Raw genomic sequence first — 22,586 nt, 5'->3', positions numbered from 1 at the left:
TCGGGGAATCACCGCCTTGCATTCCCATGGCGCAGCAATCCACGATCCTCAGCCCTGCCAAGTTTTACAGCCCATTTGTGTATACCGGCACGGGCGCCAGCTCCGAGAACGGTGCGCAGGGCATCAAGCAGGCTCCTGGCCGCAATCGTTACGTGATCACCGGCACCTCCGGGAACATCACGAGCGAAGGCCAGGGCTCCGTGTATGTGGGTCGCATCAATGGCGCCTCCACCAGCCAAGGCAGCGGTAGTGGCACCTGGGTGCTGATGGATGTGCCCGAGAGCTGGGATGCACCCTCAAGCTCGATCTACGGCCCGGGAGCGATCAAAGCGGGCAAAGGGCCTGGCGGAATCCGCTCGATTCAGCTTGCAGGCACGTACAGCCAGCCGATCAACTTGGATGGCGAGGAGGCCTACGTCACGCGCGGCTTCATCTACGACGGCCCACTCACCAGCACACCGAACGATCAGAACTTCACAGCCTTCAACGCCAAACGTCCTGATGGCGGGCCCACCACCGACACCTTCCTGCACAGCTGGAGCGGCCGGCTGGTGGCCGGCAACTACACACTCAACAACAGCTTCCTGGCCTTAACGCTGAACACCGGCCTGGACAGCAGCGCCTTCGTTTACGACACCGTGACCGGTGAGCAGCACAATCTCACCTATCAGGACAACTCCACCTCTCACACTGCCTTCGGCATCTGGAAGAACGGCAGACAGGACTGGAGCAACAACAAGAAGACCTACACAATCGCCGGCGGCCGATCCATGATCGACCCAGCTGTCAAGAAGCTCGGCTCCATGGGTGAAGCCCTCGGAGCTGCCACGCTGGTGGACTACGACCCGATCACGGGAAAAACATCGAATCAGCGAAGCTACCAATACAACAACGACAAAGACAACACCTACGTGACCCACTTCGAAGGCATCTTCTATGCGGGCAAAGGTGTCTATCAGATGCCTTTCACAGCCGCCTCTTCTCAGGGAGAGTTCGCCGGAACGGCCTATGTGAAACGCCGCAACAATGGCCGCTTCTCCCGTGAGGCCCTGTGGAGCACCTTCGATGCGGGCAGCGAAGGAACCATTGTCTCTAACGACTCATCGGCGGGGCGCGGCAACACAGGCCTGATCAGCCCTGCCAACGGCGATGACGGTGTTGAGCCCTATGCCTCCATCCTCAACGGCAGCTCTTACCGCGATCTGATCTCCGCCGCTCAGGACCTCCGCTGACTCCGTTCACCCGGGCGACAGTGCCGCCGCTGCCGCCCGGTCTACTACCACCTGCAGGCGGGGATGGCGTTGCAGCCAGCTGGCGGGAACCTCAGGACAGGGCGGTTCCAGCAGCGTATGGCGCAGGATCTCGGCCTTGGCCTCACCGGTGACCACCAGCAGCAGTTCGCGGGCAGCGAGGATCTCTGCGGTGCCGAGGGTGATCGCACGGGGCGGCACGGCTTCAGGGTCGCCGCCGAAGGCGGCGGCGTTCTGGCGGCGGGTTGCAGCGCTCAGCTCCAGGCAGCGGCAGGGGGCCTCAGGGCCGCAGGGGGGTTCGTTGAAGCCCACATGGCCGTTTCCGCCCAAACCCAGCAGCTGCAGATCAAGGCCCCCGGCAGCCTCCAAGGCAGCCGCATAGCGCCGCGCTTCCTGATCCGGATCTGCAGCCACGCCATCCGGCAACTGCAGACACTGGGCCGCCAGAGACAGGGGATCTCCCACCTGCTGGCGCATGAACGCCGCGAATGAAGCCGGATGATCAGCCGCCAGGCCCACATATTCATCCAGGTTGAAGCTGCGCCATCTCGCCAGCAACGGCTCACGCTCCGCTGGCGCCAGGGCGAGGATGCGGCTCCGCAGGGCGGCATACACCGGCTCCATCGTGCGCCCGGTGGCTAGCCCGAGCAGGGCACCACGCCGCAGCGCCTGCTCCAACCGTTCAGCCACCACCGCCGCCACCGAAGCTGCATCGGCCTCCACCAGCAGGTGGCCGGGCAGCAGCGGCAATGGCGGAGCAGTGATCAACGCGAGCGGGCCAGGTTCTTGGGATCCTTCGCACTCAAGCCTCGCCCAGCGCGGGCCGTGCGCGCCAGCCCCGCATAGGGCTGCAAGGAGGCTCCCCTGTAGTAGTGCCGCAGGATCGATTCGAACGAATCGCCACGCTGGGCCATGGCCAGCGCGCCCCACTGGCTCATGCCCACACCGTGGCCGAAGCCACGGCCCACGGCCACCAGCTGCACCACCTCAGCCCTGGAATCGGCTGGAACAGGCAAGGTGAATGCCGGTAGAGGCGGCGGCGGCACCGGCGGCAGGGCCAACCCGGTGGCGGGCGTCACGACCGGCGCAGCAGCCGTGGCTGTGGTCACCAGTTCAAAGCGCACCCAGGTGCTCTTCAAACCGAGGCGGGAGCGCAGCTGGGCGCCACTGAGGGCCAGCTGGCCGGAAGGTCCCACCACCCGCGCCTGACGGATGCGACCCGTGGGCGTTGTGGAGAGCACATCGATCCCCAAGGCGCCTCCCAGCTCCGGGAAGGCCTGGCGCAGGCGGGCCTGATCAAGGGGCTGACGCCAATCCCGCACCGGAGAGCTGTGATCGAAATCAGGCACGCTCACCAGATAGGGGAGCTGGCGTGGCCAGAGGTCGCCGCTGCTTTCGGTACTGCCGCCACTGCTGCTGTGGAAGACCGCATCGATCAGGGCGTTGTTGTAGGTGAGCACCAGCCCACGGGTGCCCTGCACTGCAGCCAGGGTGGACGGAGTCTCCGACTCCACCCCCTTGTAAACCTGGCTGGCTGTTGTGGCCTGCACATCAAAAGCGGCCACAGGCTTGCGCGCCTTCAGGGCGTAGGTGCGGGCCGCAACAGCCTGAGCCTGCAGGGCTTCCATGGGCCAGCTGGCCGGCATCTCGCTGCCCACCACGCTGGGCAGATAGGTCTCCAGGGGCACGTGATTCACCACCTGCAGCTGGCCCGCCTCAAGCCGCAGTTGCAACCTGCCGCGGTAGCGGCGCTGCCCCAACCACAGGCCTGGATCCTGCTCCTCAGGGCCAGCCAAGGCCTCAAGCCAGGCTTCCCGCAGCTGCCATTGCTCCGGATGATCAACGCTGCTGAGGTTCAACCAGGTGCCATCCGGCTCCACCTGAAGCACCACCTGATCGGCGAAGTCTTTGAGCACTCGGCCGCGCGCGTCCCGCAGCCGTAGGCCTGCCGCCGCCATCGCTGGCCGCAGGCGAGCCTCACCGCCCTGCCGCAACAGCACCCGCAGCACCGGATCGTTCTGAGCCGCAACCTGCTGGGGCTGAATCGCACGAGCCAGCACCACCTGAGGAGCCAGCAGCGCAGCTGACAGGGTGATTGCTCCCAGCGGGAGGCTTCTCAAAGCCATCGCAGGCCAACGGGCAAGGCAGGCCATTGTGACGAGTGAGCGCTCAGCCTGCCAGTGCCTCCTGGCGGCGCCATGGCACGATCAGATCAGTCACACCGGGGAGCCTCCGGCCGGCCGTGCAGGTCACCTTCCTCGGCACCAGTTCCGGCGTCCCCACCCGCGGCCGCAACGTATCGGCCGTGGCCCTGCGCCTGCCGCAACGGGCCGAGCTCTGGCTGTTCGACTGCGGGGAAGGCACCCAGCACCAGTTCCTGCGCAGCGAGCTGCGGGTAAGCCAGCTCCGGCGGATCTTCGTGACTCACATGCATGGAGATCACGTGTTCGGTCTGCCGGGGCTGCTGGCCAGCCTGGGGTTGGCGGGCACCTGCAGCGGTATCGACCTCTACGGCCCCGACCCTCTGCGCGATTACCTGGAAGGCGTGCTGCGCACCTCCTCCACCAGGATCGGCTATCCCCTGCGCAGCCATCGGGTGAAGGAGGCGGCCAGCAGTGGCGCGCTCTTGCTGGATGACGACGACATCACGGTGCGTTGCACCAAGCTGATCCACCGGGTGCCCGCCTACGCCTACCGCGTAGACCAAAAACCCCGAGCCGGACGCTTCGATGTGGAACAGGCCCGGGCGATTGGGATTCCACCTGGCCCGATCTACGCCGAACTCAAGGCCGGACGCGAGGTCGTGCTCGACGATGGACGGATCATCAATGGCGCCAGCCTGTGCGGCCCAGAGCGGCCTGGCTGCAGCCTTGTGTATTGCACCGACACGGTATTCAGCGAAGCGGCGGTGGAGCTCGCTCGGGGAGCTGACCTTCTGATCCACGAGAGCACCTTCTCGCACGCCGAAGCGGAGATGGCCTTTGCGAAGCAGCACTCCACCAGCACCATGGCAGCCCAGACGGCCCTGGCGGCCGGCGTCAGGCAGCTGATGCTCACCCATCTGAGCCCCCGCTACGTGCCGGGCAATCCGGTCACTCCCGACGACCTCCTCAACGAGGCCCGTTCGATCTTCCCCAACACCGAGCTCGCCAAAGACTTCCTCACCGTTGAGATTGCTGCGGAGGAGAGCTGAGGCTGCAACAGTTCGTGAGTGGCAGCGGCCTAGGCAACCAGGAGGCCCATTGGCCGTGATACAAGGGCTCTGGCGCGGTTTGCACCGCCACCTTGCCGGCTTTTTCAATGGCCTCTTCTTTCTCCTTTGCCCTCCGGACCCTGGCCCGGGTGCTGGTTCTACCCCTGGCTCTGCTGGTGGGTCTTGCCGGCCCTGCCCAGGCTGCTCCGTGGACTGCTGAACAGCTCACTGTGCCTGAGAATCCTGATGGCGCCATGGTGACCTTCAGCGAGCAGGAGATCAAAGCAGGCCGCAAGATCTTCAACAGCAGCTGCGGCGAATGCCACGCCGGCGGCATCACCAAGACCAACCAGAACGTAGGCCTCGATCCCGAGACCCTGGCCCTGGCCACCCCCTCCCGCGACAACGTGGACTCCCTGGTGGACTACATGAAGGATCCCACCAGCTACGACGGTGAATACAGCATTGCCGACGTGCACCCCAGCATCCGCAGTAGCGACGTGTTCGTGAAGATGCGCGATCTCAACGATGAAGACCTTCGCCTGATGGCCGGCTTCATCCTGGTGGCCCCCAAAGTGCAGGGCCAGCAGTGGGGCGGCGGCAAGATCTACTTCTGATCTTCACTCCAACGACCTAGACCCTGCCCGTGGCAGGGTCTTTTTTTGTGCCTCAGCCGCGGAGCTGCGGACGCGGCGGGGCACAGTTCTCCGGCTCAAAGGAGGTGGGCTGCTTGCTGTACCACCACTCCTGCAGCGGCCCGCTCAGCCGCAATGAGAACAAGGTCAGCACGGTGACCGTGGGGCGTGAGCCAGGCTGGAGCAGCTCCACCGCATAGGAGGGGCAGCGGCGGGCAGCAAGATCGGCCACGAAACGCCGCCCTACCCGTCGCCAGCTGGGCTCCTTGCTGCGCCAAGCGATGCGGCAGCAGGGCCAGGGCAGCTCCTCGCGATCAAACAAGCGGCAGCAGGGGCCCAACACCCGGAAGCTGTATTGCCCGCCAGGGCTGGTGTGCTCCGTGCCGTGGGCGTAGAGCTCAGCCACCTGAGGAGGCGTGGATGCCGAGGCGGAGGCGGCGGGCACGGCGAGAGCGAAGCGAGGGGGATTGGATGCAAACAAAAAAACCACCCCGAAGGGTGGTTGGGGAGATCAAACTGCCGGGACGTGAACAGGCACGCCCCGAGCAGGAGCTCAATAGAGCTCTTCTTCGGCGTGGGTCTTGATGGTGCAGTCGCTGGTGGGGTAAGCCACACAGGTGAGAACGAAGCCAGCTTCGATCTGGTCGTCGTCGAGGAAGCTCTGGTCGGACTGGTCAACGGTGCCAGCGGTGATCTTGCCGGCGCAAGTGCTGCAGGCACCTGCACGGCAGGAGTAGGGGAGGTCGATGCCCTGCTCTTCAGCGGCGTCGAGGATGTACTGGTCGTCAGGAACCTCGATGGTCTTGTTGAGGCCCTCTGCCTCGCTGATGAGGGTGACCTTGTAGGAAGCCATGGAAGGGATTGGGGCTCACAGGCTCCTGGGAAAGTTCCCGGGCCCGTAGGACGGACCCTTCCTACATCCTCCGAGGCGTGGTTCTGGGGTTCTGAGGCCTTCTGGCCGCGAAGCCCAATCAGAACGCAAGGCACAGATCAGCGTGCCTTATGCAACAACAGCAGATCAGAGGCGCCGGATCGTCATCAATCCCCACTGGCTTTGCTGGGCGCTGAGCTCGGCCTGCCAGCCCTCCTCGGCCAGAGCCTGCTGCAACCGCGGCGCCTGCTCCACCAGCAGGCCGCTGAGCAGCCCAAGGCCATCCGGTGCCAACACGGTGTGGAAGGCCGGGCAAAGGGCTTCGATCACAGGAGCCAAGATGTTGCAGAGCAATAGATCGGCGGGCCTGCCCTCAAGCTGCTCAGCCAGCCGTTCCACAGAACCGAGCTCCACAGTGAAGCGATCTGCGAAACCGCTCACCAAGGCGTTGTCGCGGGTGGCGCGCACCGCCAGGGAATCGGTGTCAGCGGCAGCCACGCTGCTGGCACCCTGGAGCAGTGCAGCAATGCCGAGGATGCCGCTGCCGCAGCCCAGATCGGCCACCCGGATTGAGCCCAGATCAGGCGCCTCCGAGCTGCCGCGCTGGTTGGCCAGCTGCTCAAGCGCTTCCAGGCAGAGGCGGGTGGTGGGATGGCTGCCAGTGCCAAAGGCACTGCCCGGATCCATGCGGATCACCAACCGATCCGCATGCTCAGGCGGCAGGTCAAGCCAAGCCGGCAGGATCAAGAGGCGCTGACCCACAGGATCGGCCTGCCAGTGCTGCTTCCAGCTGAGGCTCCAGTCTTCGTCGTCCTGCAGCTCCCAGGTCAGCGGTGGCAGGGTGAGGCCGAAGGTATCGGCCAACGGCGCCAAGGCGTGCTCCAGCTGCCGGCGCTCAGGCTCCGGCCAGTCGGCCTCAGGCAGCCAGGCCACCAGCTGCCGTTGATCGGGGGCTTCCGGCCGATGGCGCAGCGCCACCCGAGGGATCCCGAGGGCGTTGAGCTTCCACACGAGCGATTCCTCAAGCTCCGGCAGAGCAGGCAGCTCAAGCCGCCACCAGGAGAGCGTCATCGGGCTCTTGCCTCCCCGCTCAGAGGGTCACCGGATGGGCTTCCTGGATGCCATTGATGGCGTGAACCGAAGCCAGCAGATCAGGGGGCAGAGGATCGTCGAGGCTGAGCACCATCACCGCATCACCACGCACGATGCGCCGGCCCACCTGCATCGAGGCGATATTCACGTTGTGTTCACCGAGCACCGAGCCCAAGTTGCCGATGATGCCCGGCATGTCCCGGTGGCGGGTGAACAGCATGTGGCGGCTGGGAGCCACGTTCACCGGGAACTCATCGATCGTGGTGATGCGCAGTTCGCCATCAGCGAACACCGCTCCGGTCACGGTGTGATGGCCGTTGGCGCCTTTGGAGCTGAGCTGCAGAGAACCACCGGCGAAATCGCGGGCGGCATCGTCTTTCACTTCAAGAACATGGATGCCGCGCTCTTTGGCTTCCAAGCCCGCGTTCACGTAGTTGATCGAGTCGCCCAGGGCGGTGGACAGGAGGCCCTTGAGGGCTGCGATCACCAGAGGCTGAGCGGGATGGCTGGCGAATTCGCCCTGCAGCCGCACCTCCAGCTCACTGATCTGACCGCCGGCGAGCTGGCTGAGCAGCTGACCCAGGGTTTCCGCCAGCTGCAGATGGGGCTTGAGCTGCTCCATCACCTCGGCGTTGAGGCCGGGAATGTTCACGGCGCTGCGGGCCGGCAGGCCCAGCAGCACATCACGGATCTGCTCGGCCACATCGATGGCCACATTTTCCTGAGCCTCTGCCGTGGATGCACCCAGGTGCGGCGTGAGGATCAGCCGTTCGCCCACGCTGCGCAGAGGTGAGTCGGCCTCAAGGGGTTCCTTGGCATACACATCGAGAGCGGCACCGGCGATCACGCCCTTGTCCACCGCCTCGGCAATGTCGGCTTCGGCGATGATCCCGCCACGCGCGCAATTCACGATGCGAGCTGTGGGTTTCATCGTGCGCAGCAGCTCAGCATTGACCAAGTTTTCGGTGTCAGGCGTGCGGGGCAGGTGCAAGCTCACATAGTCGGCCTCGGCGAACAGCTCCGCCAGAGGCAGCAGCTTCACCTGCAACTGCTGCGCACGCTCGGGCGACACAAACGGGTCATAGGCCAATAACTCCATGCCCATGGCCTTGGCCACGCGGGCCACATGGGAGCCGATCTTGCCCAGACCCACCACGCCGAGCTTCTTTTTGTAGAGCTCATTGCCCACGTATTTCTTGCGATCCCAGCCGCCGGCCATGGTGCTCACGTGGGCGTGAGGCACATGGCGCGAGAGCGACAGCATCAGCGCCAGGGCGTGCTCAGCCGCGGCGATGGTGTTGCCTTCCGGTGAGTTCACCACCATCACGCCACGCTTGGTGGCTGCAGGCACGTCGACGTTGTCGACGCCCACGCCGGCGCGGCCGATGATCCGCAGCTTGCCCGCGGCTTCGATGATCTCGGCCGTCACGGTGGTGCCGGAGCGAATCATCAAACCGTCGTACTCGCCGATGATCTCTTTGAGCTGCTCGGGCGAAAGGCCCGTGCGCACATCCACTTGCGCCACCTGAGACAGGATGTCGATCCCTGTCTGGTCAATGGGATCGGAAACCAGAACCTTCGTCATGACCCGGCGGGGTGGGGCGGCCGGAGGTGAAGTGTAGAGAGGGGGGGCACGAACCCCTCCGCCGTGGCCGGCTCAGGGGAGAATCAAGCGAACTCAGGGCGGAAGCTTCGTGGGCAGCAGCGTGGTGGTGGTGATCGCGGAGCGCAAACGCCTGCTGCAGCTCAAGGATCAGCTCGGAGAGCTCAGCCCCGCGCCACAGAGGCTGGTGGCGATCGGCAAGGGCGAGACCCCGATCACTGAGGTCGAGGAGCTCAACCCGGCCCTCACGCGGAAGCTGCGTCAGCGGAGCATGGCCACATGGCTGATCCCCTTTGGTTTCTTCGCCGGGCTCACCTTCACCTTCATCACGGATCTCGACACCTTTGCTTTCGCCGGCGAACTGGGCTCCCATCTGATCGGCGGCCTGCTGGGGCTGGGATCGGGCTGGATGGGAAGTTTTGCGGCCGCGGCCAGCGTGAGCTCCGAAGCCGACGATCGGGTGCGTGCCCTGCGCAATCGCCTCGAGGAAGGCAACTGGCTGCTGCTGGTGGAGATGCCCAACGGCTTCGAGATGCCCTGGACCCGTCTGCAAGAGGCCAAGCCCAAAGCCGTCGTGCGGCTTAACGACAATTGAGGCCCCGCGATGCTGCCGCGCGATGAACTGCTCAAGGGCAGCCGACAACCCAATGAGCTGGCGGCACTGATCGAGCTAGCGGAGCAGGCCCTTCGCACCTGGGAACCCTGCTGGAGCGGGTTCGTGGAAGCAGAACTGCAGGAGGACGCCCAACAACGGCTGGGCGCGCTGAGCGAGGTCCAGGTACTCAGCGACGGGGGCTGGCCCCAGGCTGAGCGCCGCCGACTGCTGCTGCGCCGGGCGGAACTGGCAGACGAGCGGGACACCCCAACACCAGCGGCCGCCCTCAACGGCTTGATGGTGAGCGGCAACTTTCTCTTCGACCCAGCTGAGCCGGTCGATGTGCGCCAAGGGCTTCTGGAGGCGGGCCTTGCACCAGGCGAGCTCGGCGATATCTGGATGCGAGGCGACCGCGGCGCCCAAGCTGTCATCAGCGAGGAGGCAGCGGCGCGCTGCGAGGGCACGGAGGCACAGGTGCGCAGCGTGCAGGTGGTGCTGCAGGTCGTTCCCCTCGAGCAGCTCCAGTGGCCCGCCACCCGCGCGCCACGGCAACTCAACAGCGTGGAGGCCTCGCTTCGTCTCGACGCGGTGGCCTCCGCGGGGATGGGGATGTCGCGTAGCCGGATGAGTGACCTGATCCGAAGCGGTGCCGTGCGCGTGAACTGGCAGGTGATCACCTCACCCAGCCGAGAATTGTGCTGCGGCGATCGCGTGCGCCTCGATGGGCGTGGGGAGCTCGAAATCCTGGAGATACAGCCCACCAAACGCGATCGGTGGCGACTCGTGATGCAGCGTCGTTGAAGGAACCGGCTGCTAAGTTCCTTGGGCCGGAAGGCACTCTGAGGGCGATTAGCTCAGAGGTAGAGCACTACCTTGACACGGTAGGAGTCACTGGTTCGATTCCAGTATCGCCCATCTGCTTAAGGCTGAAGCCTTTCATCCACCCATGACTCTGCAGGTGGTGCTGGGACTTGGCCGCTCGGGAATAGGCGCTGCACGACTGCTGCACCAGGGAGGTGAGCGGGTGCTTGTGCTCGACAGCGGCGATCAACCCGTGCTGAAGGAACGTGCGGAAAGCTTGCGCCGCGAGGGCATCAGCGTGCAGCTGAACACCCCGCTCGATCCGGCCAGTTTCACCGCCTTGCCCGAACGACCCCTTCGGGTGATCGTGAGCCCCGGCATCCGCTGGGATCACCCCGCCCTGCTGAGCCTGCGCCAACAGGGCATCCACACCGACGGCGAAATCACCACCGCCTGGGAGGCCACTGCCGGGATTCCCTGGATCGGCATCACCGGCACCAACGGCAAAACCACCGTGACCCATCTGGTGGCGCACCTACTTCAGGCCGCCGGCCTTGATGCACCGATGTGCGGCAACGTGGGCTACTCCGCCGCAGAGCTCGCTCTGGAACGGGCCAATGCCACCGCTCCCAACTGGCTGGTGGTGGAGTTGAGCAGCTATCAGATCGAATCGGCACCGCGGCTGGCTCCACGGATTGGTGTGTGGACAACCCTCACCCCCGACCATCTCGAGCGCCATGGCAGCCTCGACAACTACAGAGCCATCAAGCGCAGCTTGCTGGAGCGCTCGGAGGTGCGGATCCTCAATGGCGATGATCCAGATCTGCGCAGCCGTGCCACCAGTTGGGATCACGGCCACTGGATCACCGCCGGCTCCCGCCAGCAGGCCCAGGCCGCCGGTATCGAACCGGCGCTCTGGATCGAAGCCGATCAAATCTGCAGCAGCAACGGCCCTTTGCTCGCAGCTACGGCCTTGGCTATGCCTGGCGCCCACAACCGCCAAAACATGCTGATGGCCGTGGCGGTTGGGCTCGAAGCCGGCCTGAGTGGCAGCCAGATGGAAGCGGCGCTACGGGCCTTCCCTGGCGTTCCCCACCGGCTCGAGCGCATCCGCGAACGGGATGGCGTGTCATGGTTCAACGACAGCAAGGCCACCAATTACGACGCCGCCGAAGTGGCTCTCCGGGCGCTGGAAGGGCCACTGGTGGTCATCGCCGGCGGCGAGGCAAAGCAAGGGGATGCCGATGGCTGGCTCGCTGAACTAGAGCGCCAGGCCAAGGCGGTTGTGCTGTTCGGTGCGGCCCGCACCACCTTCGAAGAGCTGCTCAACAACACCGGCTACAGCGGTGCCATGCACAGCGTAGAAACGCTGACTGAAGCGGTGCCCCTTGCCAGCGAACTCGCGGCCCAGCATCACTGCCGGGGCGTACTCCTTTCACCGGCCTGCGCCAGCTTTGATCAATACCAGGATTTCGAAGCACGCGGCGAGCATTTCCGCCAGCTGGTGCAGAGCCTCTGACCTGGCATGGAGCGGCGCTGCAGCGCCGCTAACCTCACCGCTACGTGCTCGGTAGCGATGGCCCACTGGCTGATGAAAAGCGAGCCCGATGTCTACGGGATTCAGCATCTTCAGAAGGAAGGCACCACTCTCTGGGATGGGATCCGCAACTACCAAGCGCGCAACTTCATGCGCTCGATGGCCATTGGAGATCGAGCATTCTTCTATCACTCCAATGCCAAACCACCGGGCATCGCGGGACTCATGGAAGTGGTAGAACTTGGCATTGTGGATCCAAGCCAGTTTGATCCCAGTCATCAATACTTCGACCCGAAGTCAAGCCCCGAGAAGCCCCGCTGGGATTGCGTGCGCTTGCGCTATTTGGGCACCTTCCGCGAGCTGCTCAGCCTGAATGCTCTGCGAGAAGAGTTCAGCGTGGAGGAGTTGGCTGTGGTGCGCAACGGCAACCGCCTCTCGATCTTGCCCGTACCGGAAGCGAGTGCCCAGCGGCTGTTCGACCTGCTGGGCCCTCTGTGAAACCGATCCGGCTCAACAGCTGGAGAGCCTGCCGGCAGAGCTTCAGCGCCCTGCGGCGCCAACCGCTGCTGCTGTTGGGCTTCAGCCTCGCTGCGCTCGGGGCTCATCTGCTGAGCTGGGCCATGTTCGCGGCCGCTGAGCAAGTGGACAGTGGAGTCCTGGCCGCGCTACTGCATCTGCTGGGGATTGGGCTCTACGCCGGGAGCCTGCTCTGGATGATCGAGGGCTTCACCCGAGCCGGCCTGGCCCAGAACCAGCAACAGCGGCTGGCGTGGCGCGATCTCAGCCCCGATGCCTGCTGGCACAGCTGGCGGCTTTGCCTTTATTTGGGCTATCTGCTGGCCGCCCTGACAGCCACAGCCCTGATCACAGCGCTGCTGTGGTCGTTGCTGCTGCTGCTGCTGCCTTCGCTGAGCGCCGTTCCACCCCTGCTGGGCTTGCTAGCGGCTGGAGGCATCCTGCTCAGTCAGATCTTCGGACCTTGCCTGGTGCTGGAGACAGCCCTGGGCCCTACCGCCCTGTTTCGCCAGGGAATGTGGCTGCTCGAGCACCACTGGCCCGGTCTGATGCAGCTGAGCGGCTATCTGCTGGGGTTGCTGCTGATTCCGGTGATCCTGGGATTGCTGGCCGAGGCCTTGAGCGCGGGGTTGGGCAGCGCGGCCACCGCCCTGGCCCTGGTGGCGGTACTGCCACTCTTCGCCATCACGATCACCGGGGCTTACAGCCAGCTTCAACCAGAAGTGGGCAGCGCGAGGGCCTTCACGCGATCGGCTCGCTGAAACGGCGCTGCTGCGGGAAGAGATTGGCCAGGTAGCAGCGGGTGATCTCGCGGGTCTGGACCCCGTTCTGCACGAGGAAACCGGCCAGTGCTGCTTGGAACAGGCGGTATTGATCCCAGTTGGGATGCGCCTCGATGAAGCCCTGCATCGACTGCAGCAAGGCCTCGGGCACCTCTGCCTGCATGCTCACGGTGCCTGCGCTCTCCATCCGGAACTCCCTCAACGCCCACCAGTTCCCCACAGGGGGCGGCCGCGGTCAACAGAAGGCACACAGCCCGCTTCCCAGACACTCTCACCGCAAGATCCCTGGCCGCACAGCGGGTTTGACCCAGCGCGAAGCCGCAGCGCCCCCCCGATGCCGAGGGCCGCGGCGGCTGTCAACGGGAAACTGCCACGCAGCAGCGTTCTCCCCAGACCAGGGCGGCCAGCGGCGCTCCGGTGGCTAAGTCTGTGGAAAAACCGTGCAAAAGCCTGCGGAGAAGGATGACGCCCTTGGGAGAACAGCGCTGATCAGGAGATCTGATCAGCCGTCCAATCTCGTGGTCAGTCTCACCACCCGAGCTCAGGCAAGCTGAGAAGCATGACCGTTGCCCTGCTTGGAACCGGCCTGCTCGGCAGCGCCATCGCCACCCGTTTGCTGGCCTGCAACCAGCAGGTCACGGTGTGGAACCGCAACCCTGCACGCTGCTCCCCCTTAGAAGCCCTAGGGGCGAGACGCGCTGACAGTTCAGCGGCAGCGGCCCTGGAAGCCGACTGGCTGATCACGGTGCTCAGTGACGGCCCCGCCACACAAGACGTGCTGATCAACCAGGTGGGTGAGGCGCTGCAGGGGCGGCGCGTGATCCAGGTTGGCACCATCGCACCGGCCGAAAGCCAGGCCCTGGCGCGATCGGTTGCCGAGCTAGGCGGCCGCTATCTCGAAGCACCGGTGCTGGGCAGCAGGCCGGAAGCCCTGGCCGGAACGCTGCAGCTCATGAGCGGCGGCCCCGCCGAGCTGGTGCAGGAGGCCATGCCCCTGTTGCGTCAGCTCAGCCAAAACCCGCAGCATCTGGGGTGCGTAGGCAGCGCCATGACCGCCAAGCTGGCGCTCAATCAACTCATCGCCAGCCTCACCCATGCCTTCAGCCTGTCGCTGCATCTGGTGCAGCAGGGCGGCGTGGAGGTGGAGCTATTCATGAACCTGCTGCGCGGCAGTGCCCTTTATGCAGCCACCTTCGATAAGAAACTGCAACGCGAATTGAGTGGCGATTACGCCAATCCCAATTTCCCCACCGCGCATCTACGCAAGGATCTCAACCTCTTCATCACTGCAGCTCAGCAAGCCGGTCTCAACAGCGAGGGGCTCAAGGGATTAGCCGCCCTACTGGAACGCTCTGCCAAGGCCGGGCTGGATGATCTCGACTATTGCGCTCTCCACGAACTCACGGCTGGCCGAACAGCTGCTGCAGGGCCTGGCTGAAGGGAGCAGCCGCCATCTCACTCCAGGATCCCTCCAAAGCTCGCTGCCCAGGAGCTGGTGTGAGCATCACCCGCAACGCCCATGTCGCACGATCGCCCTCGATGATCAGCCACCAGGGATCACGTTCAAGCTCCAGCTCGATCTCTTCCTCCGGCATCAACTGATCGACCAGACTCTGATGCTGCGCCACCAGCTCGGCGACAGCATCACGCAGAGCCTCGGCTTCGGCCTGGGTGAGCTCCACCGCCCAACCATCACCTCCCACTAAAACCGGAAAGGGTTGGCGGCTGCCATCCCAGGCCAACCGCCAACCCTGTCCTTCCCGCTGAATCAAGGCGACTGAACAGCTCAGCCGGGCAGTAGGTCAGGCTGGTCCTGCTCGTCGCTGAGCTCGATGATGGCTCGCTGTACCGGCTTCACCATCGAGTCCTCGAGCAGGCCGTCGAAGTCGTCGAAGCGACGCTGCTTGGCGCGGAAGGCAATCCGAACGGTGGTGAGATAACGATTACTGGAAAACCGAACCAGGCTCTCGGCGCGTTGAGCGAGTTCTTTGGGACTGACGTTGACGCCGAGGTACATGAACTATTCACCAATGGATTCATCGTAGGTCAGCAGGCTGCTGGAGAGCGGCACGCTGACCGGAAACACCAGCGGCTCCGCACCAGGCGCCAACAGCCGGATCTCCCGCACCAGCGCGAGGGCCGCCAAAGGCGGCCGCAGCAGCTCGATCACGCCGCAAACCACAGCGCGATGCACCCGGTCACGGCATTCGATCCGCAATCCCATCCAGCCGCGCGTCACCCGGCAAGCCCAGAGAGGATCAAGACGACGCAACTGATCGGGATCTTCCCGATAAAACGACAACACCGCCTGCAACGCGCGCTCCATTAGCCAAGAGACCCTCTGGTCTCACCATGAAGCGCTTGGCTGCGCCACCCTCATGAGTGTTGTGTTCCCTTCAGCTTTCGCCCATGGCCGGCACCCTCGCCATCGACCTGGGCAGCACCACCACCGTGGTGGCCTTTCAGTCCCCTGGTGATTCCGCTCCAAGGCTGCTGGCGTTAACTCCGATCAGCACCAGCGAACCCGGGGTGGTGCCCAGCCTGATCTGGCTGAGCGATAAGAACAGTGGTCAGCCACTGATCGGTCGTCAGGTGATCGAGGCCGGCCTACTCGAGCGCGGAGGCCCAGGCCTGCATCGCGATTTCAAACGCCTGATCGGTGCTGAGGATCCGCAACACACCACGTTGCTGAGTCCTGAACAGAGCGGCCACCTTCTTCTTGAGCAGATTTGGCAACGGCTGCCGCAGGAGCTCAAGCCCGATCGCCTGGTGCTCACCGCTCCGATCGACAGCTACCGCGGCTACCGCCAATGGCTCCTGGAGGCCACGGGTGGCCTGGCGGTTCCCGAAATTGCCCTCGTGGATGAACCCACGGCAGCAGCCATCGGGGCTGGGCTACCAGCCGGCAGCCGCGTGCTGGTGATCGACTTGGGAGGCGGCACCACGGATCTGTCGCTGGTGGCCCTCGAGGGGGGAGAGGGCAAAGCGGCGCCGATCGCCCAGCTGCTGCGCTTCGGAGGGCGCAACCTCGAGAACAGTCGCCAGAGCCTTCGCACCGCCCGTGTCCTGGGTAAGGCGGGGCTAGCGCTGGGGGGACGCGATCTCGACCGCTGGATTGCCGCCGAGCTGGTGCAACGCCACCCCTCCCTTGCGGGCGTGGATCCGGAGACCCCTTCACTGCTCAGCAGCTGCGAGCAGCTGAAGTGCCGCCTGAGCCATGCGGAGGAAGCCCTCGTGCTGTGGATCGCCGGGCCAGGGCACGCCCCGGTGGACCTGCACTTACAACGCCATGAGCTGGACGAACTCCTTGGCCAGCGTCAGCTGCTGGAGCTGCTGGATGAATTACTGGAGCAGGTTCTGGCCTCAGCTCGGGGCTGCGGCATCAGCGAGGCGGAGATCGATGCCGTGCTGCCGGTGGGCGGCTGCAGCCGTGTGCCGCTGATCCGCACCTGGTTGCAGGAGCGCCTGCCGCGAGTGCCGCTTCACGGCGAGCGCCCGGTGGAGGCCGTGGCCCTCGGGGCGTTACGCCTGACACCAGGCGTGGCGGTGAAAGACCTGCTGCACCGGGGCGTCTCGCTGCGCTGCTGGGATCAACGCAGCAGCGAGCACCGGTGGCACCCACTGTTTTTAGCCGGACAGCCCTGGCCGAGCGAGCAGCCCCTGCAGCTGCGACTGAGCTGCAGCCGACCAGAGCAAGGGGAGCTGGAGCTGCACCTAGGGGAACCACAGCAGGAGGAGCGGAGCGAAGTGGTGTTTGTGAACGGCTTTCCGGTGCTGCGCCGTCAGGCCGCGGGCAGCCCAGCGGTGCAAGCCTGGAGCGAACAACCCGCAGCCCTTCCCCTCAGCCCCCCCGGGACTCCTGGCGCTGATCGCCTTGAGCTGCAGTTCTCGATCAACAGCGCAGGCGAACTGATCGTGGAAGGCCGTGACTTGCTCAGCGACCGGCCCTTGCCGCAGCGACGGCTGGGCCGTGTTCGTTGACGTGACGGCTGGCGGGCTGCCCCTGAATTCGTGATGCAGGGCGCATCGATCCATAGAACGGATGGATTGCATGAGCGCCGCCCTTGGCCATCCGCCGGCACCGGCTTCCACGTTTCTGGCTGGTGCTCACGCTCGGCCTGGTGGCGGCCGGGGTGGGATCGGCCTACTGGTGGGAGAAGCAGCTACCCGCACAGCTGCAGCGCGCCGCTGAGCAGGGCCGACTCGACGACTGCCTGCGCTATGGAGAGCAGTTGGCAGCCTTGCGCTGGCTAGGGGGCAAGGCACCGCTGGAGCAAGGCCGCTGCCGCCGGCTCAAGGCCCAGGAGCTATGGCGCGGAGGCGAGTGGGCCGAAGCTCTCAAACTTCAGCTACAACTGGTGAACTCGGGGACAAGCACCCCTGCCGACCAGCAGCAGCTACTCAACTGGCAGCAGCAGCTCGAAACGCGTGCCCTCAGCCTCTATCGCGAAGGCAGGCTCGAAGAAGCACTGGGCATCCTCAGCAATCTCAATGCCGCTCATAACGCCAGCGGCACGGCCCTCGGCGATCAACTCGATGAGGATTGGAACCGCCAGAAATTTCTCAAAGACAGGGCTGCACAGCTCATTCCCCAGAAGCGCTGGTGGGAAGCACTGGATGCCCTGAATCGGATCGAGCACCCTTGGTGGAAGGAGCAGAGCCTGCCCCTGCGCCGCCAGGTGGAGCAGGGCATCGAATCCCTTCGGGATCCCCGTGAGCGCAACCACGATGTGCATGGCGGCCAACTCGATTCCAACGTGCCCGCAGAACGCCTCAACGATCTGATCACTCAAAAGCTGGCCCAGGGCTTCGATGACTGGCAGGCCTTTAGCGCCGCGTGCGAAGAGCTCGGCGGCCGGGTGGTGGAAGCCGGCCCCGAAACCACCTGCCGGCGCTGATCACACGTGACAGGATGGGGCGTTCAATCCCCCTCACCCTCGATGCAGGCAGGAGATCAGGTCAAGGTCAGCCAGAGCGTGGTGGTCTTCCACCATCCCGAACACCGCGGCCAGGCCTTCGATCTGAAGGGCCAGCAAGGCGAGGTATTTCAGGTGCTCAACGATTACAAAGGCCGCACCATCAGCCCAACCATGCCCGTGATCGTGGCGTTCGGCCGCTTCCGCGCGCACTTCCGCAGCGACGAACTCGAGCCGGTGAGCTGACTTGCCTCAGCTCTCCTTGATCAGAAACACGCCCTCCTCCTGATCAATCGCCTGCAAGCACAGGGCGATCAACTCCTGACGGCTGGTAGGCACCACCCGACCGCAGAAATCAGGCTGGATCGGCAGTTCACGGTGGCCTCGATCCACCATCACCAGAAGCCGCACACGCCTGGGGCGCCCCCAGGCCTGCAGGGCTTCCAACGCAGCACGCACGGTGCGACCTGTGAAAATCACGTCATCCACCAGCACCAGATCGCGCCCCTGAAGGTCAGCGGGGAGCTGGGTGGGTGTGCCGAGGCGGGTGCCGATCCGCTCAAGGTCATCACGATGAAAGGTGGGATCAAGGCTGCCGCAAGCAATCGCATGGCCGCAGAGGGCCTCGAGCCGCTGGGCCAGCACCTCTGCCAGGGCCACGCCCCGCGTGGGGATACCCACCAACAGCAGCTGATTGCTGTCGGCCACGCTCTCAAGCACCTGCGATGCAAGGCGATTCAGCGTGCGGCCCAGCTCATCAGCCGAGAGGATCTCCACGCGATCGACAGCCATAAGCCAGGCGGAGGGGGGCTGATGGTAACGGCAGAAAGTGGTGTAGCCAAAAGCTGACGCAGGCGGGATCTAGCGGGGAGCTAACCGAGGCGCAGGGTAGGTTTGGAAGAGCAGTTGTTGCAGATAGGCAGGGTTCATCGGGTGACAGCTGTACCGTCGACCGATCAAGGCAAGCCAACAGCTCCTTCAGCTGTTGAAGGGAAACGGGGTGGTGTTGCGCCCGTTGTGCTTTGCATCCTCGATGGATGGGGCTACCGCCACGACGAAGCCCACAACGCCATCCGGGCCGCCCAGACCCCAGTGATGGATGCGCTTTGGCATGCCTATCCCCACACGCTGATCGAGGCCAGCGGCGCCGATGTGGGCCTGCCCGACGACCAGATGGGCAACTCCGAGGTGGGCCACCTCACCATCGGTGCGGGCCGGATCATCCGTCAGGAATTAGTGCGGATCAGCCAGGCCGTTCGCGACGGCAGCCTCAACAACAATCCTGAACTCAATGCTCTGGCCGATCGCCTGCTGGCCAACGGCAACACGCTGCATCTGATTGGCCTGTGTTCTGACGGTGGGGTGCACAGCCATCTCAACCACTTGGGCGGATTGCTCCATTGGGCTGCTGCACGGGGGCTCAAACAGGTGTGCGTGCATGTGATCACCGATGGGCGTGACACCCCCACCCAGAGCGCACCCGGTTTTGTACAAACCATCGAGAGCCAAATCGCTTCAGCGGGCGTGGGCTCCATCGCCACCATCTGTGGCCGCTATTGGGCCATGGATCGCGATAACCGCTGGGATCGCACCGAAAAGGCCTACCGGTTGCTCTGCAGCGATGGGGATGTGGTGTCAGCCAGCCCGAACCAGGTGCTCGAAAGCGCTTACGCGAGCGGCATCACCGACGAATTCCTCGAGCCCACCCGCCTGAACTCAGGCAGCATCCAGGCAGGCGACGGTGTGATCTGCTTCAACTTCCGGCCCGATCGGGTGCGCCAGATCGTTCGAGCCCTGGTGTTGCCGCAGTTCAAAGATTTCGAGCGCGAGCCGATTGAGGATCTCGCTGTGGTCACCTTCACGCAGTACGAGGCAGGCTTGCCCGTGTCGGTGGCCTTCCCGCCTGAATCCCTCGATGGGCTACTGGGGCAGGTGGTGTCAGAGGCGGGATTGCGCCAATTCCGCACCGCCGAAACCGAGAAATATCCACACGTCACCTACTTCATGAATGGGGGCATTGAGCAGCCTTACCCCGGTGAAGATCGCCACCTAGTGCCCTCACCCCGTGTGGCCACCTACGACCAGTCGCCGGCCATGTCGGCCGAACAACTCACCGATCACTGCATTGCGGCGATCAACAAGGGCATCTATGCGCTGGTGGTGATCAACTACGCCAATCCCGACATGGTGGGGCACACCGGCGACATGGAGGCCACGATCGATGCGATCGGCACCGTGGATCTCAGCGTGGGTCGCTTACTTGAAGCCACCAACCGCATGGGCGGCACCTTGTTGGTCACCGCAGACCATGGCAATGCCGAATTGATGCAAGGGACTGATGGGCGACCTTGGACCGCCCACACCACCAACCCCGTGCCCGTGATCTTGGTGGAGGGCGAAAAGCGCAAGCTGCCCGGCCACGGCAATGCCGTGGAGCTGCGCAGCGGCGGTGGACTGGCGGATATCGCCCCAACCCTGCTGGAAATCCTTGGCCTGCCGCAGCCGGCCCGCATGACGGGGGAATCACTGGTGGTGCCGCTAGGTAGTCCAGCTGTGCTCAACCGCATCCCCCAGACCCTTGGGGTCTGAACCGCGCCACTAGGCTGCTTCAATGCTCCAAAACGTTTTCACCTGGATCTGGCTGGCCAGCGGCGTGCTGCTGATCATCAGTGTGCTGCTGCATAGTCCCAAAGGCGATGGCATGGGTGGCCTTGCCTCCAGTGGCAGTTCCATGTTCAGCAGTGCCCGCAGCGCCGAGGCCACACTCAACCGCATCACCTGGACATTGCTGGCCGTGTTTGTCGGTCTGGCGACGGCGTTAAGCGCTGGCTGGTTCAAGCTCTGATCCGGCTCTTACCAACGTGACCATGCCTCGCCGCAGCGTTCTGGCCACTCTTACGGCCTTGTTCACCCCGCTTCTCGCACCTCGCGCCGCCGAGGCGGCTTCAGCCGCCTCCGATCCCAAGTGGCAACTCAGCGATGCGCAGTGGAAGCAGCGGCTCAGTCCGGCCGCCTATCAAGTGCTTCGCAAAGAAGGCACCGAACGCCCCTTCAGCAGCCCACTGAACGCCGAAAAGCGAGCTGGTACGTTCCACTGCGCCGGCTGCGATCTGCCACTGTTCAGCTCCAACGCCAAATACGACAGCGGCACCGGCTGGCCGAGCTTCTGGCAACCCCTGGCCAACGCCATCGGCACCAAGGTGGATTTCAAGCTGATCGTGCCACGCACGGAATACCACTGCCGCCGTTGCGGGGGCCACCAGGGCCATGTGTTTGGCGACGGCCCCAAACCAACAGGCAAGCGCTACTGCAACAACGGCGTCGCGCTCAGCTTCAAGCCCAACCCTCAGAACAGCTGAGGCGAACCGATTCGTTCGGCATAAGCTTCCTCACCGTGCTCCTGCACATCCACACCGAGATTCTCAGCTGACACGGGCACGCGGAAGCGCACTCCAAGACCCCGCAAGGCAGCAGCGATCAACAACGTGCCCGCTGCGGCAAGGCCATAGGCCACCAAAACAGCCTGCAACTGGCCGGATACCAAGGCCAGACGACCCTGCTCGGCCAAAACCTGCCCTGCAGGGTGGCTCGCGATGAGATCGGCATTGGCAAACACCCCAGTGAGCAACGCTCCGGCTGTACCACCAACACCGTGAACCGCGTAGGTATCGAGGGAGTCATCAAAGCGCAGCTTCACCTTGATTTGCACGGAGAAGAAGCACACCAGCGCGGTGAGGGAGCCGATCAACATGCTCGATCCCACCGTCACAAAGCCAGCAGCTGGTGTAATCCCCACCAAGCCAGCCACTGCGCCGGTGGCCATCCCCACCACGGTGGGTTTGCGGCCATCGCTGAAGGTCTCCAACAATGACCAAGCCACCATTCCCGCCGCCGCAGACACATGGGTGGTGGTGAAGGGCAATTCGGCACCCGCCACCGTGAGCTGGCTGCCGCCATTGAAGCCAAACCAACCGAACCAGAGCAGGCCAGTCCCCAAAAGAATCTGGGTCACGTCGTGGGGCGGACGCATCGACTGCGGCCAGCCGCGACGGGCACCCAACAAGGCTGCAAGCATCAGAGCTGTGACACCAGAGCTGATGTGCACTACCGTGCCACCGGCAAAGTCAAGGTCCTTACCCAGCAGACCACCGCCCCAGACCATGTGAGCCAGCGGCGCATAAACCAACAGCAGCCAGACCGGGGTAAACAAGCACCAAAAGCGGAAGCTGATGCGCTCCACCAGAGCACCTGAAATCAATGCCGGTGTGATGATCGCAAACATGCCCTGAAACAGAGCAAAACTCAGCCCGGGAATCGCAAGCGGCTGCCAAGCGGCCGGAATGTTCTCCAGCAGGGCATAACTGAAGGGATTTCCAATCCAGGGCTGCAGGGTGCCGCCGTTAGCGAAGGCGAGGCTGAAACCGAAGCTCGCCCAAACCAACGTGGCAATGCCCATCATCACGAAGCTCATCGCCATCGTGTTGAGCACATTGCGGCCCTGAACAAAGCCGCCGTAGAAAAAAGCGAGCCCTGGGGTCATCAACAGCACCAAGGCAGCAGACACCAGCACCAAGGTGTTGTCTGCCGCTGCCAAGGCGCCAGCATCTTCAACAGCCTCAGCTGGCAGCAGGGCTCCACAGAGCAGCTGCATCGCCGGCACCGCGGCAGCCGCAATCAAGGCATTCCGCCAACGGGTGCGCATGCCCCTCCATACCGTAGTGATCGCTACTGTTCCAGCGCACGGAGCCCGAAAAAGTTCAGAATGAACATTTCGGGGGTTTCTTGATCAGGCAGG

General features: G+C 64.3%; 27 protein-coding genes and 1 tRNA gene. 16 read left to right on the top strand and 12 right to left on the bottom strand.

The window, feature by feature from the left end:
* Positions 1-26 precede the first annotated feature (26 nt).
* On the top strand, positions 27-1,232 hold the full coding sequence (locus tag KJJ24_RS14600) for a hypothetical protein (RefSeq protein ID WP_214339776.1): 1,206 nt from the start codon (positions 27-29) through the stop codon (positions 1,230-1,232).
* Positions 1,233-1,238: 6 nt separating this feature from the next.
* On the opposite strand, the gene KJJ24_RS14595 is transcribed toward KJJ24_RS14600, so the two are convergent.
* Together KJJ24_RS14595 and KJJ24_RS14590 are read right to left on the bottom strand one after the other, a co-directional pair.
* Positions 1,239-2,015 carry a glucosamine-6-phosphate deaminase gene (locus KJJ24_RS14595; RefSeq protein WP_371811814.1) on the bottom strand — a complete coding sequence of 259 codons (777 nt, stop codon included), beginning with the start codon at positions 2,013-2,015 and terminating at the stop codon, positions 1,239-1,241.
* Positions 2,015-3,376, bottom strand: coding sequence for a SpoIID/LytB domain-containing protein (locus KJJ24_RS14590; RefSeq protein WP_214339774.1), 1,362 nt, complete (start codon positions 3,374-3,376; stop codon positions 2,015-2,017). The genes KJJ24_RS14595 and KJJ24_RS14590 overlap by 1 nt, the downstream gene beginning before the upstream one ends.
* Positions 3,377-3,492: 116 nt before the next feature.
* On the opposite strand from KJJ24_RS14590, the gene KJJ24_RS14585 reads away from it, so the two are divergent.
* Together KJJ24_RS14585 and psbV are read left to right on the top strand one after the other, a co-directional pair.
* Positions 3,493-4,443 (top strand): ribonuclease Z, encoded by a 951-nt coding sequence (locus tag KJJ24_RS14585; RefSeq protein WP_214343775.1) that lies wholly within the window; start codon positions 3,493-3,495, stop codon positions 4,441-4,443.
* A gap of 107 nt (positions 4,444-4,550) precedes the next feature.
* Positions 4,551-5,060, top strand: coding sequence for a photosystem II cytochrome c-550 (psbV, locus tag KJJ24_RS14580; protein WP_214339773.1), 510 nt, complete (start codon positions 4,551-4,553; stop codon positions 5,058-5,060).
* Positions 5,061-5,112: 52 nt separating this feature from the next.
* Here psbV and KJJ24_RS14575 read toward each other — a convergent pair whose 3' ends face one another.
* From KJJ24_RS14575 to serA, 4 genes are all read right to left on the bottom strand, one after another.
* Positions 5,113-5,523: a hypothetical protein gene (locus KJJ24_RS14575; protein WP_250544806.1), complete on the bottom strand. Its 411-nt coding sequence runs from the start codon at positions 5,521-5,523 to the stop codon at positions 5,113-5,115.
* Between the two features lie 108 nt (positions 5,524-5,631).
* On the bottom strand, positions 5,632-5,931 hold the full coding sequence (locus tag KJJ24_RS14570; RefSeq protein ID WP_010310832.1) for a ferredoxin: 300 nt from the start codon (positions 5,929-5,931) through the stop codon (positions 5,632-5,634).
* Positions 5,932-6,096: 165 nt separating this feature from the next.
* Entirely contained in the window at positions 6,097-7,020 is a 924-nt protein-coding gene (gene prmA, locus KJJ24_RS14565; RefSeq protein WP_214339772.1) for a 50S ribosomal protein L11 methyltransferase, read from the bottom strand.
* Positions 7,021-7,039: 19 nt separating this feature from the next.
* Positions 7,040-8,626: a phosphoglycerate dehydrogenase gene (gene serA, locus KJJ24_RS14560; protein ID WP_214339771.1), complete on the bottom strand. Its 1,587-nt coding sequence runs from the start codon at positions 8,624-8,626 to the stop codon at positions 7,040-7,042.
* Positions 8,627-8,735: 109 nt separating this feature from the next.
* Here serA and KJJ24_RS14555 point away from each other — a divergent pair, with 109 nt between their 5' ends.
* The 6 genes from KJJ24_RS14555 (at position 8,736) to KJJ24_RS14530 (ending at position 12,854) form a co-directional block, all read left to right on the top strand.
* On the top strand, positions 8,736-9,239 hold the full coding sequence (locus KJJ24_RS14555; protein WP_214339770.1) for a hypothetical protein: 504 nt from the start codon (positions 8,736-8,738) through the stop codon (positions 9,237-9,239).
* A 9-nt stretch (positions 9,240-9,248) separates the two neighbouring features.
* Positions 9,249-10,040 (top strand): photosystem II S4 domain protein, encoded by a 792-nt coding sequence (locus KJJ24_RS14550; RefSeq protein ID WP_214339769.1) that lies wholly within the window; start codon positions 9,249-9,251, stop codon positions 10,038-10,040.
* A gap of 42 nt (positions 10,041-10,082) precedes the next feature.
* Positions 10,083-10,154, top strand: a tRNA-Val gene (locus tag KJJ24_RS14545).
* 31 nt (positions 10,155-10,185) lie between these two features.
* Positions 10,186-11,559 (top strand): UDP-N-acetylmuramoyl-L-alanine--D-glutamate ligase, encoded by a 1,374-nt coding sequence (murD, locus tag KJJ24_RS14540; protein ID WP_214339768.1) that lies wholly within the window; start codon positions 10,186-10,188, stop codon positions 11,557-11,559.
* Positions 11,560-11,616: 57 nt separating this feature from the next.
* Complete coding sequence (locus KJJ24_RS14535; RefSeq protein ID WP_214339766.1) at positions 11,617-12,075, top strand: EVE domain-containing protein; 459 nt, start codon at positions 11,617-11,619, stop codon at positions 12,073-12,075.
* Positions 12,072-12,854, top strand: coding sequence for a hypothetical protein (locus tag KJJ24_RS14530; protein WP_214339765.1), 783 nt, complete (start codon positions 12,072-12,074; stop codon positions 12,852-12,854). Before KJJ24_RS14535 ends, KJJ24_RS14530 begins: the two co-directional genes overlap by 4 nt.
* On the opposite strand, the gene KJJ24_RS14525 is transcribed toward KJJ24_RS14530, so the two are convergent.
* A complete protein-coding gene (locus tag KJJ24_RS14525; protein ID WP_214339764.1) occupies positions 12,835-13,062 on the bottom strand; it encodes a DUF2811 domain-containing protein in 228 nt (75 codons plus the stop codon). The two genes, KJJ24_RS14530 and KJJ24_RS14525, sit on opposite strands and share 20 nt — an antisense overlap.
* A gap of 372 nt (positions 13,063-13,434) precedes the next feature.
* Between KJJ24_RS14525 and KJJ24_RS14520 the strand changes: the two genes are divergently transcribed.
* The gene (locus KJJ24_RS14520) at positions 13,435-14,313 is read left to right on the top strand and encodes an NAD(P)-dependent oxidoreductase (RefSeq protein ID WP_214339763.1); all 879 of its coding nucleotides are present in this window, start codon (positions 13,435-13,437) and stop codon (positions 14,311-14,313) included.
* Here KJJ24_RS14520 and KJJ24_RS14515 read toward each other — a convergent pair.
* From KJJ24_RS14515 to KJJ24_RS14505, 3 genes are read right to left on the bottom strand one after another with little or no spacing between them, the layout of a single operon-like run.
* The gene (locus tag KJJ24_RS14515) at positions 14,276-14,647 is read right to left on the bottom strand and encodes a DUF1818 family protein (RefSeq protein WP_214339762.1); all 372 of its coding nucleotides are present in this window, start codon (positions 14,645-14,647) and stop codon (positions 14,276-14,278) included. The genes KJJ24_RS14520 and KJJ24_RS14515 overlap by 38 nt on opposite strands.
* A gap of 14 nt (positions 14,648-14,661) precedes the next feature.
* Complete coding sequence (locus tag KJJ24_RS14510; protein ID WP_010310854.1) at positions 14,662-14,892, bottom strand: DNA-directed RNA polymerase subunit omega; 231 nt, start codon at positions 14,890-14,892, stop codon at positions 14,662-14,664.
* Between the two features lie 3 nt (positions 14,893-14,895).
* Positions 14,896-15,201, bottom strand: a complete 306-nt coding sequence (locus KJJ24_RS14505; protein ID WP_214339761.1) for a hypothetical protein — start codon at positions 15,199-15,201, stop codon at positions 14,896-14,898.
* 83 nt (positions 15,202-15,284) lie between these two features.
* Between KJJ24_RS14505 and KJJ24_RS14500 the strand changes: the two genes are divergently transcribed.
* From KJJ24_RS14500 to KJJ24_RS14490, 3 genes are all read left to right on the top strand, one after another.
* Positions 15,285-16,856, top strand: coding sequence for an Hsp70 family protein (locus KJJ24_RS14500; RefSeq protein ID WP_214339760.1), 1,572 nt, complete (start codon positions 15,285-15,287; stop codon positions 16,854-16,856).
* Positions 16,857-16,939: 83 nt separating this feature from the next.
* Positions 16,940-17,773, top strand: coding sequence for a hypothetical protein (locus KJJ24_RS14495; protein ID WP_214339759.1), 834 nt, complete (start codon positions 16,940-16,942; stop codon positions 17,771-17,773).
* Positions 17,774-17,815: 42 nt separating this feature from the next.
* Positions 17,816-18,037: a ferredoxin-thioredoxin reductase variable chain gene (locus KJJ24_RS14490; RefSeq protein WP_214339758.1), complete on the top strand. Its 222-nt coding sequence runs from the start codon at positions 17,816-17,818 to the stop codon at positions 18,035-18,037.
* Positions 18,038-18,043: 6 nt separating this feature from the next.
* Here the strand turns inward: KJJ24_RS14490 and pyrR are convergent, their stop codons facing one another.
* Positions 18,044-18,583, bottom strand: coding sequence for a bifunctional pyr operon transcriptional regulator/uracil phosphoribosyltransferase PyrR (gene pyrR / locus KJJ24_RS14485; RefSeq protein ID WP_214339757.1), 540 nt, complete (start codon positions 18,581-18,583; stop codon positions 18,044-18,046).
* 225 nt (positions 18,584-18,808) lie between these two features.
* Between pyrR and gpmI the strand changes: the two genes are divergently transcribed.
* From gpmI to msrB, 3 genes are read left to right on the top strand one after another with little or no spacing between them, the layout of a single operon-like run.
* Positions 18,809-20,380 carry a 2,3-bisphosphoglycerate-independent phosphoglycerate mutase gene (gene gpmI, locus KJJ24_RS14480; protein ID WP_214339756.1) on the top strand — a complete coding sequence of 524 codons (1,572 nt, stop codon included), beginning with the start codon at positions 18,809-18,811 and terminating at the stop codon, positions 20,378-20,380.
* A 22-nt stretch (positions 20,381-20,402) separates the two neighbouring features.
* Positions 20,403-20,636, top strand: coding sequence for a preprotein translocase subunit SecG (gene secG, locus KJJ24_RS14475; protein ID WP_214339755.1), 234 nt, complete (start codon positions 20,403-20,405; stop codon positions 20,634-20,636).
* A gap of 22 nt (positions 20,637-20,658) precedes the next feature.
* Positions 20,659-21,150 carry a peptide-methionine (R)-S-oxide reductase MsrB gene (msrB, locus tag KJJ24_RS14470; RefSeq protein ID WP_214343771.1) on the top strand — a complete coding sequence of 164 codons (492 nt, stop codon included), beginning with the start codon at positions 20,659-20,661 and terminating at the stop codon, positions 21,148-21,150.
* Here the strand turns inward: msrB and KJJ24_RS14465 are convergent.
* The gene (locus KJJ24_RS14465; protein ID WP_214339754.1) at positions 21,138-22,493 is read right to left on the bottom strand and encodes an ammonium transporter; all 1,356 of its coding nucleotides are present in this window, start codon (positions 22,491-22,493) and stop codon (positions 21,138-21,140) included. The genes msrB and KJJ24_RS14465 overlap by 13 nt on opposite strands.
* Between the last annotated feature and the right edge of the window lie 93 nt (positions 22,494-22,586).

It is taken from the genome of Synechococcus sp. LA31 (assembly GCF_018502385.1).
In the GTDB taxonomy this organism is placed as follows: Bacteria; Cyanobacteriota; Cyanobacteriia; order PCC-6307; family Cyanobiaceae; genus Vulcanococcus.
Note: the sequence above shows the minus strand (reverse complement) of the source record. Positions and strands in the feature narration are given on the sequence as shown.